Source organism: Marivibrio sp. (assembly GCF_040218065.1).
In the GTDB taxonomy this organism is placed as follows: Bacteria; Pseudomonadota; Alphaproteobacteria; order UBA8366; family Aestuariispiraceae; genus Marivibrio.
In genome coordinates this window covers 398893-412683 of sequence record NZ_JAVJQE010000015.1, presented here as the reverse complement: position 1 = coordinate 412683, position 13791 = coordinate 398893, and the positions used below count along the sequence as shown (strand labels likewise).

General features: G+C 69.0%; 23 protein-coding genes. All 23 read right to left on the bottom strand.

Translation table 11 applies throughout. The features are described from left to right. Positions 1 to 2: 2 nt before the first annotated feature. Positions 3 to 182 (bottom strand): TraR/DksA C4-type zinc finger protein, encoded by a 180-nt coding sequence (locus RIB45_RS17835; protein ID WP_350051940.1) that lies wholly within the window; start codon positions 180 to 182, stop codon positions 3 to 5. Continuing rightward, complete coding sequence (locus RIB45_RS17830; RefSeq protein WP_350051938.1) at positions 182 to 838, bottom strand: hypothetical protein; 657 nt, start codon at positions 836 to 838, stop codon at positions 182 to 184. The genes RIB45_RS17835 and RIB45_RS17830 overlap by 1 nt, the downstream gene beginning before the upstream one ends. A 1-nt stretch (position 839) precedes the next feature. Further along, a complete protein-coding gene (locus RIB45_RS17825) occupies positions 840 to 1271 on the bottom strand; it encodes a hypothetical protein (protein WP_350051936.1) in 432 nt (143 codons plus the stop codon). A 12-nt stretch (positions 1272 to 1283) separates the two neighbouring features. Further along, complete coding sequence (locus RIB45_RS17820) at positions 1284 to 1724, bottom strand: structural protein (RefSeq protein ID WP_350051935.1); 441 nt, start codon at positions 1722 to 1724, stop codon at positions 1284 to 1286. A gap of 110 nt (positions 1725 to 1834) precedes the next feature. After that, entirely contained in the window at positions 1835 to 2200 is a 366-nt protein-coding gene (locus tag RIB45_RS17815) for a helix-turn-helix domain-containing protein (protein ID WP_350051934.1), read from the bottom strand. A 3-nt stretch (positions 2201 to 2203) separates the two neighbouring features. Beyond that, on the bottom strand, positions 2204 to 2890 hold the full coding sequence (locus tag RIB45_RS17810; protein WP_350051932.1) for a DUF2786 domain-containing protein: 687 nt from the start codon (positions 2888 to 2890) through the stop codon (positions 2204 to 2206). Between the two features lie 264 nt (positions 2891 to 3154). After that, the gene (locus tag RIB45_RS17805; RefSeq protein WP_350051931.1) at positions 3155 to 3604 is read right to left on the bottom strand and encodes a hypothetical protein; all 450 of its coding nucleotides are present in this window, start codon (positions 3602 to 3604) and stop codon (positions 3155 to 3157) included. Then, positions 3604 to 3822: a hypothetical protein gene (locus tag RIB45_RS17800; protein ID WP_350051930.1), complete on the bottom strand. Its 219-nt coding sequence runs from the start codon at positions 3820 to 3822 to the stop codon at positions 3604 to 3606. Before RIB45_RS17800 ends, RIB45_RS17805 begins: the two co-directional genes overlap by 1 nt. Beyond that, a complete protein-coding gene (locus tag RIB45_RS17795; protein WP_350051929.1) occupies positions 3822 to 4184 on the bottom strand; it encodes a GcrA family cell cycle regulator in 363 nt (120 codons plus the stop codon). Before RIB45_RS17795 ends, RIB45_RS17800 begins: the two co-directional genes overlap by 1 nt. After that, positions 4177 to 4587 carry a TSCPD domain-containing protein gene (locus tag RIB45_RS17790; RefSeq protein ID WP_350051928.1) on the bottom strand — a complete coding sequence of 137 codons (411 nt, stop codon included), beginning with the start codon at positions 4585 to 4587 and terminating at the stop codon, positions 4177 to 4179. The genes RIB45_RS17795 and RIB45_RS17790 overlap by 8 nt, the downstream gene beginning before the upstream one ends. After that, complete coding sequence (locus tag RIB45_RS17785) at positions 4584 to 4883, bottom strand: hypothetical protein (protein WP_350051927.1); 300 nt, start codon at positions 4881 to 4883, stop codon at positions 4584 to 4586. Before RIB45_RS17785 ends, RIB45_RS17790 begins: the two co-directional genes overlap by 4 nt. Further along, the gene (locus RIB45_RS17780) at positions 4880 to 5659 is read right to left on the bottom strand and encodes a phage protein GemA/Gp16 family protein (RefSeq protein WP_350051926.1); all 780 of its coding nucleotides are present in this window, start codon (positions 5657 to 5659) and stop codon (positions 4880 to 4882) included. Before RIB45_RS17780 ends, RIB45_RS17785 begins: the two co-directional genes overlap by 4 nt. Positions 5660 to 5673: 14 nt before the next feature. After that, positions 5674 to 5958, bottom strand: coding sequence for a hypothetical protein (locus RIB45_RS17775; RefSeq protein WP_350051925.1), 285 nt, complete (start codon positions 5956 to 5958; stop codon positions 5674 to 5676). 1 nt (position 5959) lies between these two features. Continuing rightward, on the bottom strand, positions 5960 to 6619 hold the full coding sequence (locus RIB45_RS17770; protein ID WP_350051924.1) for an MT-A70 family methyltransferase: 660 nt from the start codon (positions 6617 to 6619) through the stop codon (positions 5960 to 5962). Then, complete coding sequence (locus RIB45_RS17765; protein ID WP_350051923.1) at positions 6616 to 7185, bottom strand: hypothetical protein; 570 nt, start codon at positions 7183 to 7185, stop codon at positions 6616 to 6618. Before RIB45_RS17765 ends, RIB45_RS17770 begins: the two co-directional genes overlap by 4 nt. A 3-nt stretch (positions 7186 to 7188) precedes the next feature. Continuing rightward, positions 7189 to 7434 carry a hypothetical protein gene (locus tag RIB45_RS17760; protein ID WP_350051922.1) on the bottom strand — a complete coding sequence of 82 codons (246 nt, stop codon included), beginning with the start codon at positions 7432 to 7434 and terminating at the stop codon, positions 7189 to 7191. 329 nt (positions 7435 to 7763) lie between these two features. Beyond that, complete coding sequence (locus RIB45_RS17755; protein ID WP_350051921.1) at positions 7764 to 8315, bottom strand: host-nuclease inhibitor Gam family protein; 552 nt, start codon at positions 8313 to 8315, stop codon at positions 7764 to 7766. Positions 8316 to 8414: 99 nt separating this feature from the next. Further along, positions 8415 to 8951: a helix-turn-helix domain-containing protein gene (locus tag RIB45_RS17750; RefSeq protein WP_350051920.1), complete on the bottom strand. Its 537-nt coding sequence runs from the start codon at positions 8949 to 8951 to the stop codon at positions 8415 to 8417. Continuing rightward, the gene (locus RIB45_RS17745; protein ID WP_350051919.1) at positions 8948 to 9313 is read right to left on the bottom strand and encodes a hypothetical protein; all 366 of its coding nucleotides are present in this window, start codon (positions 9311 to 9313) and stop codon (positions 8948 to 8950) included. The genes RIB45_RS17750 and RIB45_RS17745 overlap by 4 nt, the downstream gene beginning before the upstream one ends. 11 nt (positions 9314 to 9324) lie before the next feature. Then, positions 9325 to 10284, bottom strand: a complete 960-nt coding sequence (locus RIB45_RS17740; protein ID WP_350051918.1) for an AAA family ATPase — start codon at positions 10282 to 10284, stop codon at positions 9325 to 9327. 72 nt (positions 10285 to 10356) lie between these two features. After that, complete coding sequence (locus RIB45_RS17735; RefSeq protein ID WP_350051917.1) at positions 10357 to 12297, bottom strand: transposase domain-containing protein; 1941 nt, start codon at positions 12295 to 12297, stop codon at positions 10357 to 10359. Next, on the bottom strand, positions 12297 to 12776 hold the full coding sequence (locus RIB45_RS17730) for a DNA transposition protein (protein ID WP_350051915.1): 480 nt from the start codon (positions 12774 to 12776) through the stop codon (positions 12297 to 12299). The genes RIB45_RS17735 and RIB45_RS17730 overlap by 1 nt, the downstream gene beginning before the upstream one ends. After that, positions 12776 to 13603 carry a ParB N-terminal domain-containing protein gene (locus tag RIB45_RS17725; protein ID WP_350051913.1) on the bottom strand — a complete coding sequence of 276 codons (828 nt, stop codon included), beginning with the start codon at positions 13601 to 13603 and terminating at the stop codon, positions 12776 to 12778. Before RIB45_RS17725 ends, RIB45_RS17730 begins: the two co-directional genes overlap by 1 nt. Positions 13604 to 13791 lie beyond the last annotated feature (188 nt).

The window sequence follows — 13791 nt, the reverse complement described above, 5'->3', positions numbered from 1 at the left end:
TCCTACCGGCTCCAGCTGTGCCGGCCGCATGCGACGACGTCGGGATCCGCCGGCAACTCGTCTGTCGGGATCGGCTCGCCGCACACCGTGCAGATCCGCGCCGACGTCACGCGCCGGCGATCGAGCGCGCGGCGAAGATGATCCTGCTCGTAACGTTGGGCCTGGTCGGCGACGTCGGCCATCACTTGCCCCGCACCGCCTTGATCAGGCCGGCGACGGCGCCGCCGGCGGCCGTGATCGTGGCCTCGGTCGATTGCAGCGGCCGGCCGGCGCGGATCTCATCCTCGCGCGCCTTGTCGCGCTCGCGGCAGCCCATGTACTTCTTGATCACCTCCAGGCAGGCGTAGAGGGCGGCCAGCGTCGGCGCCCAGATCATCTCGGCGACGGGGGCCATCTTGGCGATCTCGTCCCAGATCGAGGGCGGCGCCGTGAAGCCGTCAGAGAAGAGCGGCCCCACCCAGCCCACCGCCCATTGCAGGACGGTCAGCAGGCCCAGCCAGACGAGGAGCTTTGAGAACTGCTCGATCACGCCCATCGCCCGCATGGCGATCTGCGGCCGAGCGGTCGCGCGGATCTTCTCGGCCGAGCCGTCCGTCATGGCGAGGAAGCGCTTGGTGTCCTGTTCCTGGATCGCCACCTTGGCCGCGATGGTCCGTTCGGTGATCTCCGCGCGCTGCTCTGCGGGCAGGCTGTCGACATGCGCCGCGAAGGCCTCAGGGCTTTCCTTCGCCTCCGCCGGCGGCTCTTCGCCCGTGACGGCTTCATAGATCGCCGTGCCGGCCGAGAAGACGGCCGGCGCGAACTTCAGGGCGGCGAGAAGACCGGTCAGGATCGCCATGTCAGCCCCCGAAGCACGCGACGGCCCAGTCGACGAGCCAGATAAGGACCACCGCGACCAGGCCGATGACGGTCGGAAGCACGAAGGCGAGAATGTCGATGGTTGCGTCGCCAGGCCCGTGCCGGACCTTCGGCAAGGCCGCCCCCATCACGACGCCGTAGACCGTCATGCCGAAGGCCAGGTAGTAGACCCAGCCGATCGGCGCCCCGAAAACCGGCGCCGCGATCGCGAGCCCCAGCCACCAGCACAGGACGCCGGCGATGATCGTCCATCCGACCCAGGCGTCGTACTCGACCATCGTTCGCGCCGCCAGCCAGTCCTCGAAGCGCGCCGCCCAGGGCGTGAAGCCGAAGGGCAGCGCGGCGACGACGATGGCGCCGAACACCAGCGGCAGGGCGGCCGCGGCGTGGAGGAGCAAGGTCACGACATCCATCGGGTCGCCTCCTCAGCTCGCGGCGGCGAGCGTGATCGCGTCGTCGAAGAAGAAGTCGGGATAGGGCTGCTCGCCGTTCTCGTGCCGCACCATCGTGCGCAGCACCGTGGCGAAGGCCTCCCGCTCCGCCGCCAGGTCGATCTCGTAGTCGAGGCCGACCGCGATCTCCTTGGCCACATGACGCGCGTAGGCGTCGGTGTCGTTCTCTACCGGCGGCGCGTAGCGGTTCACGATCGCGCGGATCGTCTTCAGCCCATGCTTGCGCTGATAAGTCATGAGGATCCGCGCCATGGCGCGCAGGCCGTAGATCGGGTGTTCGAACTGCACGAACGCGTCGTCGGCGCTCTGATCGGCGAGCTGCCCGCGCCACTTGGTCGGGCTGTGGCGGATGTTGCCGGGATTGTTGTTGCGGATCCCGCGGGGCAGCTGCTCAAAGGGGCGGTCGAATTCCATTGGGCTCGGCTCCAGAAAGTGAAGCGGAGCCGCTGCAGCTCCGCTTAATCCGAAGCCGAGTGTGCACGTCACGCGCGCAAGCGATTACGGCGCAACGGTGCGCCGGGTGGTCAGCTGAAGAGATCGGGCTGGAGCTTGTCGGAGAGGCTGGCGGCCGCGCCGCTCTCCCAGTTCTGCGCGGTGCGCCGGGCGATTCCGGCCTTGCGCGCGGCGGCCTCCTGGCTGAGGCCTTCCCGGTCGCGATAGTAAGCGTAAACGCCGCGCTTCCACAACGGCACCGTGATCTCGTCGCCGCCGAAGGCGCGCGACAGCTTCTCGGCCGCCGCCAGGCCGACCTCGCGGGCGAGGTCCGAGCCGGCCGCCTTGCGCGGCACATAGAGCCGCCCGCCGCCATAGCGCCGCAGCATCTCGATCGCCAGCTTCTCGCCGACGATCTCGATCAACTGGTTTGCTCCATGGGGCGGGCGGGCGGTCATGGGTCAGGCCTTGCCGATCAGGCGAGGCGCTTCCGCACCGCCGACGCCGGGCTTCAGGTCGAACGATGCGGCGGCCTGATACCCGCGCGCCAGGCTGCGATCGTCCGTGCTGCGGCGGGGTTCGCCGGCCGGCTGAAGGTCGTTGTCCAGTTGCTTGCGCATGAAGGCGTCCGCGGCCGCGATGGCCGCCTGATCGACGCCGGCTCCCATCTCTCGATCGAGCCGGGTGATGAGATTCGCGACGCACCCCTCGACGAACGCGAGGCTCGCCCGGCGCTTGGCTTTCGGCGTGCGCTTGCGCTTGTACTCGGTCGTCTGGCGGTACTGCCGCAAAAGACTGTCGATCCCGGCCTCGCACATGTCGCGCAGATAGGCGGCCACCATCGGCGCAGGCTCGCGGCCGAAATAGTCGAAGCGGCACTCGGGCCAGCTCATGATCTTCACGGCCTTGGTGTTGGTCAGCTGCCCGACCTTGAAGGCGAGGGTGTCCCGCACGTCGTCGTGGCGGCGCGTCATGCGGGCGGTGGAGGCGACGGTCATCACCAGCTCGTCCTCGCTCAGCCCGTGCTCCGCCATCAGCCGCCGCGCGGCCGCGGCCGCCGTCGCCGCCTCGTGCATGCTGAACCCGCTCGCCGTCGTGACACGCAGCAGCTTCTTGATCTTCTCCTTGACCTCGGCCAGTTCAGTCATCCGACCGCCCTCCCTTGAAGTGTTGGCAGGCCGGATCCTTGGCGCGGATGTCGGTTCCGGTCCCGCGGGTCCAGTTCGCCTCTATGAGCCCGCACTTGCGATACCGGCTCGCCCCGCGATCGACGCTGCGGTAGTGGGCGCAGTCGCGGCACGTCTTGCCTTCAGGACCCTGCCCGGGCTGCCCCGCGTGCCCGCGACGCTTGACCCGCGGCGTCGGCTTCCAACCGGGGAAGAGGCTGTCGTGGAGGTGTTGGTTTCGCGACATCAGTTGCGCCCTCCGAGCCCTTCGAGCGCCGCCGCGACCTCCTCTGGGGAGAACAGCTCTGCAGCCTGAAGGCAGGTGACGACGCGCAGCGGGGCTTTGGAGTCCATCGGCTGCAGCTGCGTGACGGCGTAGGCCGCCCAACTCGCCGCCGGCGCGATCTCGCCCTGTCGGATCACCTCCGCCCAGACGGCGTGCACCTCCTCGCGGGTCGCGCCGCAGGCCTCGCGTAAAGCTTCGAGCGCCTGGCCGCGCGGCGGCCCGGCGTCGAGATAGGCGCGAAGCCGACCGAACACCTCCGCCGTCGTTTTGAAGCCGAGTGCCTGCACCGGCTCCTCGAGGAGGTCCGCCCAGAAGCGGAGGAGCTCGTCCTCATGGCGCAGGGCAAGAAACTCCAGCCGCCCGGCGAGGCCGGTTTCGAGCTGCGCCGACTTCTCGTAGAGATCCAGCATCAGTCCCGCGCCTCCTTGTCGGCGCTGCCGCTCTCCTTGAACCAGGCGAAGCGCTCGCGCGGCCAGTGGATGTAGCGGTGCGCGCCGGTCTCCGTGTCGGTCACCTGCGCGATCGTCAGCACCGTGTTGCCGGCCGTCCAAAAGAAGTGCTTCACGTCCTCGAAGACGACCTGCGTGGTGCTGTCGTCGCGGTAGAGGGTCAGGGTTCTCAGGCTCATCAGTCCCGCGCCTCCCCCTTGAGCAGCGAGCCCGGCGGGCGGACCGCGCGACGCTGGTGCTCGGCGCAATAGGCGCCGTTCGGCCGGGCGATCTCGCCGCCGCACTTCTTCCCACCGCGGGTCGGGCCCTCGATCCACTGGCAGCAGTCCGGCCGCCAGTTTCCGCTGAGCGTGCTCCGAACCGCCGGAGCTTCCAGCCGGCGGCCCGGCGCGCGCGCCGGCCAGCCCTTGCGATAGGCGAGGCCGAGCACGGCCGAGCGCGTCGTCTCGAAGGCAATCGCGATCTGCCGGGCGCTCATCGACCCGGAGCGCCAGGCCTCCTCGATCTCCGCGACCTTCTCTTCGGGCCAGGTCTCATACATCGGGGCTCTCCTTCTGGGCTTGATGGTCGCCCTGCAGGTCCGCCTCGACGCGGGCGAGGAAGGCCAGCGCCGCGCCGATCGGGCTCGCCGGCGCGCGGCCGGCGGCGGGCGGGTGGTCCAGCTCGGCCGGCGCCGGCGTCCGCTCGGCCAGCGTGGCGAGGCTGACGCGCAGCGCCTCGATCGAGACGCCGTGCTGCAGCGCGACAGAAATCACCGTCGCGGCGTCGCCGAGCGTGTGGTTGAGGAGCGAGCCTTCCTTGGACGCCGTCAGGAAGATCTCGCTGACGCGGCCCGTCTCCGGATCGACGCCGGCGGTGGCGTAGATCAGCTGGTCGTTGAAGAGCAGCGTCTCCTGCACCGCCGGCCGGCGGTTCGGCAGGCGCTTGCGGCGGGGCTGGGTCATTCCATCCTCCGGTAATAGCGCGGCTTGTCTTTCGGCCGCACCCAAATGGTCAGCACGCAGCGCAGCTGGGCGTCGTAGACGACGCGCAGGCGCAGGCCGCAGTCGAGCTTCACGCGCAGGCGGATTCGCTCCAGGCCGTCCTGATCCCAGGTCGGCCGCATGCGCTCGATCCGCTCCTCGAGCTGGACGATGTCGGCGAGGTCGAGGGGAAGGCGCCGCTGCACCACCCGCGTCATCAGGTGCAGGTGGCAGCTGTTGCGCTCCTGGCGCAGGATGTGGGCGGCGGTCGCGCTCATGAGCCGTCGCCCTCCGCCGGGGCCGTCTTCTGCGCCTTGCGGATCTTGCCGCCCAGCGCCTCGATCAGGCGGTCGAAGTCGGCGTCGTCGTAGAATTGGAAGGCGCTCTTGCCCGTGACGCCGCGGCCGAAGCCTTCGACGGCGACGTGCGGATCGTCGATCACGGCGCCGAGGCGCTTGGCGATCTTCCATTGGGCGTAGATGACGCTGAGACGCGGATGATTACCGACCGCCTCGAAAGCTTTGCCGGTCTCCGGATCAATGACTTGATAAAGCAGCTTCCCCCAATCGACCGCGGCCTCGCGCTCCGCCATCTGCTTGAGCGCCTCGATCACCTTGTGCCAGTCGCCCTTGATCCACTGCAGCGCCGCCTTGCCGGTCTGCCGCTCGCCGAACTTGGCGAGCGCCGATTCCTTCGGGCTGCGCACGACGCCGAGGTGATAGAGCGAGATCCACAGCGCGCGCGCCTTGCGCGCCTCCGGGGCGTCGGCCAGCGCGCGGGCGCCGGCTCGGCCCGGCCCTGTTCGGTTGGGGGCGCGGCCGCCGCGGTGCTTGGGCTTGAAACCCTGGCGCTTCAGGTGGTCGACCAGATCCTCCAGCTCGGCGATCGAGCACGCCTTCATAGAGGTCTTGCCGCCGCACTGCGCGGCGATCATGTCGCGGCGCGACTGGTCGTCGATCCCGAGATCCTTGCAGGCGATCGCAACGGTGGCGTAGAGGCCGCGGCGCTGGGCGTCGACCTTGGGGGCGCGGGCGGCGGGTGCGGCTTGAGCCATCTCTCAGACCTCCCTCAGTGGCGCGTGAGAGCGCGCGGGCGGAAGACCTGCTCGCCGCGGCGGTGCGCGTCCACGGCCGGGCCGAACACGGCGTCGGCGCGCTGGATCCAGCTGGCCCGGGCCGACGGGTCCTCGATCCCCGCAAGCACGGCGGCGAGGCCGGAAAGCGTCTGGTCGAAGAAACGCTCGAAGACGTCGGTCACCTGGGTCGGATCGCTCGGATCCAACACCTCGCGTTCGATGGCCTCACGAAACTCGCGGAGGATCTCGCAGTGCATGCACTTCGGTTGCTCGGGCATCTCAGCTTTCCTCCTCAGTGAAAAAACCGACCTGGTTGCCCCAGGCGTCCCAGCCGTCGCGGCGCTCGCGCGCGAACAACTCGACGCGCGGGCCGGGCGCCAGGCGCTCCAGCCGGCGATAGGCCTCGTCGGGCTTCCGGGAGTGCTCGCGCAACGGCGCGAACAGGGTCTGGCGGACGCTCTTCTCAAGCCGCGGCGGCGCGCCGATCGAGGCCAGCAGGCACATCTCCGGATTGGCGCGCGTCCAGTAGCCGAGGCCCATGGGCGCGAGCGCGTCGCCGAAGGCGTTCCAGTCGCGATCCTCGATCGCGCGATGCAACAGCGCGGTGCGCGGGGCCTGGCGGCCGAACAGATCGAAGGTCTTCACCCAAGTGAAGCCGACGGTGACGAAGCGGAAGCCCCACTCCTCGAGGAGCGCCAGGCCTTCCGGCAGCATCGAATCGATCACCCACAGCGCGACCAGCGCGTCCGGCCGCGCCAGGTCCATCACCGGCAGCTGCGCCAGCTGCGGCAGCGTCATGGTGTCGTACGAGGCCGATCGATCGCGGCCCTGCTCCGACCAAGTCTCGAAAGCCCAGGGCGGGTCGATCGACAGCAGCCCGTAGCGGAGCGGCTTGAGATCGCCCCAGATCCAGTCGGCGGGTTTCTGGAGGAGGGTCATTTGGCCGAGTCCCTCTGCGCGCGCCGGGGCGCAGGCTCACCGCGCCGCTTTGCCTCGTTGGCGGCGCGCTCCCAAAGCGCCTTGCTCGTATGCGCCGCCCCGTTGACCATCCATCGGCCGCGCTTCTTGAGGGCCTGAGGCGCGCCGTAGACCGTGAAGCCGCAGCGGCGCAGGTACAGAACCGCCGGCTCGTCCTCGCCGAAATTCACCCGCCGCGTCGGCTCTTTCTCGGCTAGCCACGCGTCGACCTTCTCGCGTTCCTGCCGGCGGCGGATCTCAGCGGCCGTCACCGTCGGCGGTCCCGTTTCAATGCGCCGCTTAAGGAACCTCGGCACGGTCAGCTGCTCGCCATGTTCGGGCGTTCCATCGGCGACAGCAGTCGTCGGCGCACCGGTCTCGGCGCGCCGCCCCATATCGATCCCGACCCAGATCGGCGTCTCAGGGGGGGCGGCTGGTTTCACCGCCGCTTCGACCGTCTGCCAGCTCACCAAAAGGCGGCAGCAGATCTCGACCGGATCGACGCCGGCGGCGTGCAGCGTGCGGATCTTATTGGAGAGCTCGGCCATCCCTCAGCCCTCCAGATCCGCGCGGTAGCCGGGCCGCTCGCGGGCGGCGCGCTCGGCCGTGTCGATCGCGGCGACCAGGCGCTCGCGGCCGCGTTGCTCCGCCAGCCCGGCGCGCGCCTCCGCGCACAGCTCGCGCACACGCCGCCGCGCCGCCCGGTTCATCGGGTGGGCGGCGAGCGTCGCCGACCAGAAGAGCAGCTCGTCGAGCAGCTCCTCCGCGTCGGTCGGCGTGTGGGCGAGCGCGGCCATGGGTCAGGCCTTCCGCCGGAACGTCTTTGATTTCGGGAGAAGCGCCTCGGCGAGATGTAGCGCGGTGCCACCAATCACGCACAAGGACAAGCCGACGCGCTCAAACTCGTCGCTGTCGACCTGATTCAGCTGCTCGATGAGCGAAGTAATGCGCTCAAGCGCGAGAGACGGCGGGAGCTCAGAAATGCCCGGGAAGGCCTCTTCAACGCGACAGCGCCAAGCGAGAAGCGTGAGCCCTGCGTTGCTGCCAGAAAGGTTCTCTTGGCATCCTTCACAGAGGGGCCGATCCTCCGATACGGTGGCCCCACAGTTTCGGCATTGGCTAGCAGTCATCGCTCGCCTCCCGCCGCGCTGTCGAGGATCGCCTGGGCCATCTTCTCGGCGTCGCTCTTCTCGACGGTGGCGAAGGCCTCGTCGGCGCCGGCGCGGTAGTGCACGCCGAGGCGCTGCAGCGCGTCGCCGGACAGTTTCTTCAGGGCGCTCCGGATCACCGAGGCGTTGGTCTTCACCAGCTGATCCTTCTGCTCCGGCAGCAGGTTGCGGATGCGGTCGATCAGCCGGTCCTCGTCGCCGAGCTCCAGCGTGTCCTGGCCCTTCCGGACGCCGACCTTCACGCCGTAGAGCGACCGGCTCTTGGGGCTCTTGAAGAGCGACCGGTTGCGGTCCACCGCGTCGACCACGGCCTGCTTCGCCCCGGCCTCCTTGGCGGCCAGCTCGCGCACCGTCGCGGCGTGGCGGGCGTGCACGGCGCGCACCTCCTCGGCGACGCGATCGACATAGGTCCTGAGCGCATCGTGAGCGCCGGCGAAGTGCGCCGCCGCGTTCTCGATCTCCTCCAGCGCCGCGCTCTTCGCGACTCCGGCCTCCTTCGCCTTAGCCATGGCGATGATCTCCTTTGAGGGTTGAACGATTGGGAAAGAACAGGGTGACGAGCCAGCGCAGCTGCTGGCGCAATGGGCGCAGGGGCGAGTGACGGCGGATCATCGGCCGACCTCCTGGAAGAGCGGCAGCACCGTCTCGCGATCGCGCGCGCGGATTTTGTCGGCGAGGCCCTTGACCTCCTCGAGCAGGGCGACAGGTCGGTGCGCCGCCTCCCGCCGGAGAAGCTCAAAGTCCCTATGAACAGAAGCCGTGAGCTCCCGCTCAAGCGCGCCGAGTTCCTTCGTGCAGGCCTCGTGCGCCTCTTCGTCGTACTGCCCGCCGGCCTCGATCACCTTGCGCAGTTGATCGAGCAGGCGCAGCGCGACCGCCCCAAGCTTGCGGCCGGCTTTCACGTCGGCCTCAATCTTCTGGACGCCGTGCACCACCGAGGAGTGATCACGGCCGCCGAAGTGACGCCCGATCGCCGGGAAGCTCAGCGTCGTCAACTCGCGCACCAGATACATCGCGACCCATCGGGCCTGGACGTATCCGCGGGCGCGTCGATTCGACTCGATGTCGATGATCGACAGCTCAAACTCGCGCGCGACGAACTTCTTGATGAGCGCGATCGGGCTCACATAGGGCTTGTCGGTCACGCCGCACCTCCCGACCCGTTCGGGTCCCGGTCGAGCGTCGGCGGCCGCGTGAGCGTGCGCGGATCGCGGGGCGCGCGCAGGCCGCTGAAGCGGAGCTTGGCGGGATCGCAGCCCGGCGCGACCGTCTCCAGCGCGCGGCGGGTGTGGAGATCCACGACGTTGTCGGCCGAGGTCTCGGCCGCCGCATCGGCGCCCGCATTCTCCGCCCGCAGGTCGAGGGCGTCGGCGACGCCGATGACCCCACGGAGCTGGTAGGAGAGCCGCTCCTCGGTCAGCTCGCCGGCGCGAACCTGCTCGCCGATCGAGCGGCAGAGCGCGCGCAGGCGCTGGGCGAGGCGGCGATCGTCTTCAGGATTGGTCATGATCGCCTCCCTCACGCCGTCGACTTTTCGAGCTGCTCGTAGGCGCTCTTGATGTGGGCGAGCGCGCGGTCCTGGCCCGCGCCGGCGGCCTGAACCGAGGCGACCTGCAGGGTCTTCGTGAGGACGCGCAGCGCGCCGGGCTTGCCGGCGATCGCCTTGCAGAAGCGCAGCTCCTCCTTGTCGGTGATCCCCCAGGCGGCGAGCAGCGAGCAGATGTCGCCGGGCTTCGGCTTCGCCTGCGTGATGCGGAACCCGACGCGGCTGAAAAGCTGGGCGAACTCCGCCTCGCGCTTGCCGCCCTCCAGGCGGGCGTACACCTTCTCGTTGCCGATCAGCGCGATGCCGAGGCCGAAGATGTCGTGGAAGGCGCGCAGCTGCTCCAGCGCCTTGGTGTCCAGATGCTGCGCCTCGTCGACGATGATCAGCGCCTGACTGCTCTGCAGCTTGCGGCCGATCGCCCGGAAGAAGCGCGTCTGCACTTTCTCGGTCAGGCCGATCTCTTCCGCGATCGCGCCCAGCATCGTGTAGACCGAGCTGGCGCTCGGGTGAACGGTCACCAGCACGACGTTCGGGTTCTTGGCCGCGTACTGGCGCGCGGCCGTCGACTTGCCGATGCCGGCGCCGCCGCCGATGACGGCGATGTCCGGCATGATCTGGGCGAACCGCAGGACGTCGGTGAAGGCGGCCGCGCTCTGGGTCTCGACGAACTCCGGCGGCGCGGGGATCCGCACGCGGGCGCGCTTGTTCTCCTCACGGCTCTCCAGCCAGAGAACGATCTTGCCGGCGACCTTGTCGTTGTCGCCCTGATAGGTCCCGGCCAACCAGCCGGTGAACGTGCCGTAGGCGATCCCGCTCTCGTCGGACAGCGCCTTCTGGCTCTTGCCCTCGACCTCCATGATCTGCCGGGCGCGCGCCCGCAGATCGGCCTGTTCGTCGGCCGTGAAGGTCCTGGCTTCAACGTTGGCGATCATGTTAAACAACCTCCGTGACTTGGTTTCAGGTCCTGAAGGCGCGGCTTCCGGTCCCACCCGGCCGCGCCTTCGCTATTCCCGCGATCCGTCGATAAGGGTCAGGCCTCGCGAGAAGGCTTCGTGGTCGAAGCCGCCGGTCTCGACGGCCTCGTCCTCGTTCGGTTGCGCCTGGGCGGCGAGCGCGTTGGCGCCGCGCACCAGGCGGACGGTCTTGGTCTCGGGGGCGGGCGCTTCGTCGATCTCCGGCAGCATCGCCGCCAGCTCGTCGATCGACATCGAGCGCTCCAACTGCAGGATTTGCTTCTGCGCCTTGAGGTATTCCCGGCGCTTCCGGCCCTGATCGCGGGCGGCGTCGACGCTGTTGAAGCCGGCCGACTCCCAGCACTCCGCAAAGCCGAGATAGGCGTCGTCGGCGCGGTAGATGTGGACGCCCTCGTGCAGCGCGTCGGGATCGAAACGCAGGGTCAGCTTCTGGCCGATGTGCTGCGGCAGCAGCTCCGACCAATAGCGGTTGTCGAACAGGTGAACCGAGCCGTCCGGCTGGCGCGCGGTGACCTGTTCGGCCGCCAGCATCGCCATGCGCAGCTGTTCGGGCCCGGCCTTCTTGATCGGCGCGCGCTCATAGCTCTCGGCGAAGGCCTCGTCGAAGCTCCGGCGGCCCTGGCAGACCTTCGTGCGCCGGCCCTCGCGCTCGTTGTAGCGGTTGACCCCGCTCTCCAGCGTCGCGATGAAGGTGTCGAAGTCGATCGCCTTGGGCTTGTAGTCGGGCTTGTTGGTCGGGCTGTTCCCGGCGTAGGCGCCGGCGAGCGCCGGGTGCTTCGCGATGCGGTCGCAAAACTCGCGGAAGGCGCGCTCGATCGGCTTCGACTGGCCGCTGTAGGGCGTCGTCCAATGGACTTCCACGCCGAGCTGGGTGAGGACGCCCGACATCTCTTCCGGGCTGACCTTGAACCGGAAGCGCGTCGCCTGGCCGCCGGTGATCATCTTCGCCGCGAACTCGCGGCCGTTGTCGAGATAGGCGTAATCGGGGATTCCGTAGGTCTTGAAGACGTCGAAGAAGGCGAGGCGGACGCCTGTTGACGTGGGGGCCTTGTCGACGCGCCAGCCGAGGATCTTGTTCGAGTAGAGGTCCTGGATCGCGATGACCGTGGGCCGTATCTCCGTACCGTCCGGCATGGTGACCCAGACGTCCATCTTGTGACCGTCCGCGTTGACCGCCTCCAGCGCATGGAAGTGCGTGCGGTCGCGCTCCTGCGCCGGATACATCCGCTTCGCGGCGTCGAGGCCCTGGCGCGCCAGCACCTGCGCGACCTTCGGGATCTCGGCGTCGAGGCGGCGCATCAACGTGCGCAGCGCCGGGACCGTCCAGCCACGTCCCTCGCCCGCCTGCAGCGTCCATTCGTAGGCGGCCTCGGCGGTCGGTTGCTCCTTGCGCAGATAGCCGGCCTTGAAGGCCTCCCACGCCTCGGGCGAGCACTCGGCGGTCTTCTGCCGGCCCTGGTGCTGCGGCGCCAGGTAGGGGAGCCAGTCCTTGCGGTCTCGGCCGGCGACCAGGTCGTACCAGTTCCAGATCGACCGCGCGCTCTTCTTGACCTGGCGCGCGACGTGGAAGACGGCCGTGTTCTTCTGCATGCCGCCGCGCACCAGGTGCTCGACGCGGTCGAGCGCGTCCAGCCGCTCCCGCGCCTTGGCCTTGCGGGTCTCTGGCAGCCGCTCGAACCAAGCCCAGACCTCGCCGGTCCCGGTCTCGGACCGCGCCGGCCCCTTGCCCTCGCCCGCGCGCATCGCCGAGTCGGCGACCAGCTTCAGCTGCGCCTCCTTCGGCAGCACGGTGTAGTGATACTCAAAGCCGCCGCCGCGGCCTTGTCTGCGGCGGGCGAGCGCGGTCCCCGCGACGGAGCGATGCGTCGACCAGCGCTTTCGCTTTGCTAGGTCATTGACACCACGCTGCGTGGCCGGAAGGCCTGGTAAAGCGAGCTGCGCCAGCTCGGCGGCGGTGAACCACTCGCGCATCAGCGTCCTCCCTTCCGGATGGTGCGGAAGGCGGCGCTGATCTCCTGCTCTTCCTCCTGGGCGATCTGCATCGCGCGATTGCGGCGATCGAACCGCAGGCCGATCTCGATGAAGGGTCGGAAACGGTTCTCGATGACGGTGTGCTCGAACAGCTCGGCGCCCAGCTGCAGCAGGCGCACGTCGCCGGTCACCTCGACGAGCGCCAGAAGCCGCAGATAAGGGATTGTATGTTCCTCGCGGCCCTGGCTCGCGTAGGCGTTCAGCATGTTCTCGCTGACTTCTTCGCCCAGCGATTCGCCCATCGCCTTCGCGATGTCGGCGCGGCTTTCCTCGCAGTCCTTCAGCGTCTCAGCGACGGCGCGCGAGATCCGGTCGCGCAGGGTCGAGGTGCGGATCCGCTCCTCGGCGTAGCGCGCCGGCTCCGGCGGATTCCACGAGAGCAGGTCGAGGGTCTGATCGTCGCCGCGCCGCTTCGCCATCAGACGACCTCCTCCGCGTCGTCGACCGGCTGTGCGCCGATCTGCTCGAGGAACCGCGTCTGGTCGCGCGCCGAGAGCCGGGCGAAGGCGTTCGCTAGCTTGGCGACCGCGTCCTTCTCCTCCGGCGGCTGCTCCGGCGCGTCGCTCAGAATCCGGCTGGCGTTGGAGACGCTGCGCGCCTCGCCGGCGGCGATCTTCTCGGCGAGCGCGCGCTGGATGCCGCCGCCGTAGCGCGAGAGGGCTTCCAGTTCTTTCTGGTTGTCGGCGATGGCCGTGCCGCGAAGAAGGTTGGCGACCTCCGGATTCAGCCGCTCTCCGATCTGCGCCTCAAGCTGGATCGCGCGCACGCTGCGTTGGGACCGGGAGGCGACAGACGCGTACCAGGATTTCAAGTTGCAATCGTTTGCATCTTGAAAATCCGCGCTGCGTCGGTCGCCGCCGTGCGCCGCTTCCGGGTGCATTTCCAGATAGACGCGCTTCAGCTCGGCGACGAACTGGACGCGCTCCAGCTTGCTCAGCTCGCTGCGCGTCAGGTTCTCCAAGAGCTCGTCTCGCTTCAGCTCCAGTTGATTGCCTTGGACGATGAAGGCCGCGATCTCGGTCACGCCGAGGATCTCGTGCGCCGTCGTGCGGTGCAGGCCGGAGACGAGGCGGTACTTCTTCTCGCCGCGCAGCTGGCCGGCGACCTCGATCGGGACGCGCAGACCGCGCTCCTCGATGTCGCGCGCCAGGGCCTCGACGGCGCCCATGTCGGCGGGCCGCACGCGGTCGGCGACCTCGATCTCGGCGAGCGGGATCATCTGAGGGATCGAAAGCTTGGCGCTCATGCCGCGCCCCCGATCGACAAGGCCCGGGCGGGCGTCAGCGCGGGAAGGGAGGGGGGCGCGCTGACGCCCGGCCCGGTTTCCTCTACACTCGGAGCTACCACACCACCGAGGAGAGAAAGCGAGATGTCGCCAAAGGATCCTGACGAACACGCCGCCAAGATCATCGAAGACCACATTAACGCCGTCGT

What these genes read in the sequence shown, in the direction of transcription:
- RIB45_RS17835 (WP_350051940.1), bottom strand. Translation starts at nt 182, where the DNA reads ATGGCCGACGTCGCCGACCAGGCCCAACGTTACGAGCAGGATCATCTT.
- RIB45_RS17830 (WP_350051938.1), bottom strand. Translation starts at nt 838, where the DNA reads ATGGCGATCCTGACCGGTCTTCTCGCCGCCCTGAAGTTCGCGCCGGCC.
- RIB45_RS17825 (WP_350051936.1), bottom strand. Translation starts at nt 1,271, where the DNA reads ATGGATGTCGTGACCTTGCTCCTCCACGCCGCGGCCGCCCTGCCGCTG.
- RIB45_RS17820 (WP_350051935.1), bottom strand. Translation starts at nt 1,724, where the DNA reads ATGGAATTCGACCGCCCCTTTGAGCAGCTGCCCCGCGGGATCCGCAAC.
- RIB45_RS17815 (WP_350051934.1), bottom strand. Translation starts at nt 2,200, where the DNA reads ATGACCGCCCGCCCGCCCCATGGAGCAAACCAGTTGATCGAGATCGTC.
- RIB45_RS17810 (WP_350051932.1), bottom strand. Translation starts at nt 2,890, where the DNA reads ATGACTGAACTGGCCGAGGTCAAGGAGAAGATCAAGAAGCTGCTGCGT.
- RIB45_RS17805 (WP_350051931.1), bottom strand. Translation starts at nt 3,604, where the DNA reads ATGCTGGATCTCTACGAGAAGTCGGCGCAGCTCGAAACCGGCCTCGCC.
- RIB45_RS17800 (WP_350051930.1), bottom strand. Translation starts at nt 3,822, where the DNA reads ATGAGCCTGAGAACCCTGACCCTCTACCGCGACGACAGCACCACGCAG.
- RIB45_RS17795 (WP_350051929.1), bottom strand. Translation starts at nt 4,184, where the DNA reads ATGTATGAGACCTGGCCCGAAGAGAAGGTCGCGGAGATCGAGGAGGCC.
- RIB45_RS17790 (WP_350051928.1), bottom strand. Translation starts at nt 4,587, where the DNA reads ATGACCCAGCCCCGCCGCAAGCGCCTGCCGAACCGCCGGCCGGCGGTG.
- RIB45_RS17785 (WP_350051927.1), bottom strand. Translation starts at nt 4,883, where the DNA reads ATGAGCGCGACCGCCGCCCACATCCTGCGCCAGGAGCGCAACAGCTGC.
- RIB45_RS17780 (WP_350051926.1), bottom strand. Translation starts at nt 5,659, where the DNA reads ATGGCTCAAGCCGCACCCGCCGCCCGCGCCCCCAAGGTCGACGCCCAG.
- RIB45_RS17775 (WP_350051925.1), bottom strand. Translation starts at nt 5,958, where the DNA reads ATGCCCGAGCAACCGAAGTGCATGCACTGCGAGATCCTCCGCGAGTTT.
- RIB45_RS17770 (WP_350051924.1), bottom strand. Translation starts at nt 6,619, where the DNA reads ATGACCCTCCTCCAGAAACCCGCCGACTGGATCTGGGGCGATCTCAAG.
- RIB45_RS17765 (WP_350051923.1), bottom strand. Translation starts at nt 7,185, where the DNA reads ATGGCCGAGCTCTCCAATAAGATCCGCACGCTGCACGCCGCCGGCGTC.
- RIB45_RS17760 (WP_350051922.1), bottom strand. Translation starts at nt 7,434, where the DNA reads ATGGCCGCGCTCGCCCACACGCCGACCGACGCGGAGGAGCTGCTCGAC.
- RIB45_RS17755 (WP_350051921.1), bottom strand. Translation starts at nt 8,315, where the DNA reads ATGGCTAAGGCGAAGGAGGCCGGAGTCGCGAAGAGCGCGGCGCTGGAG.
- RIB45_RS17745 (WP_350051919.1), bottom strand. Translation starts at nt 9,313, where the DNA reads ATGACCAATCCTGAAGACGATCGCCGCCTCGCCCAGCGCCTGCGCGCG.
- RIB45_RS17740 (WP_350051918.1), bottom strand. Translation starts at nt 10,284, where the DNA reads ATGATCGCCAACGTTGAAGCCAGGACCTTCACGGCCGACGAACAGGCC.
- RIB45_RS17735 (WP_350051917.1), bottom strand. Translation starts at nt 12,297, where the DNA reads ATGCGCGAGTGGTTCACCGCCGCCGAGCTGGCGCAGCTCGCTTTACCA.
- RIB45_RS17730 (WP_350051915.1), bottom strand. Translation starts at nt 12,776, where the DNA reads ATGGCGAAGCGGCGCGGCGACGATCAGACCCTCGACCTGCTCTCGTGG.
- RIB45_RS17725 (WP_350051913.1), bottom strand. Translation starts at nt 13,603, where the DNA reads ATGAGCGCCAAGCTTTCGATCCCTCAGATGATCCCGCTCGCCGAGATC.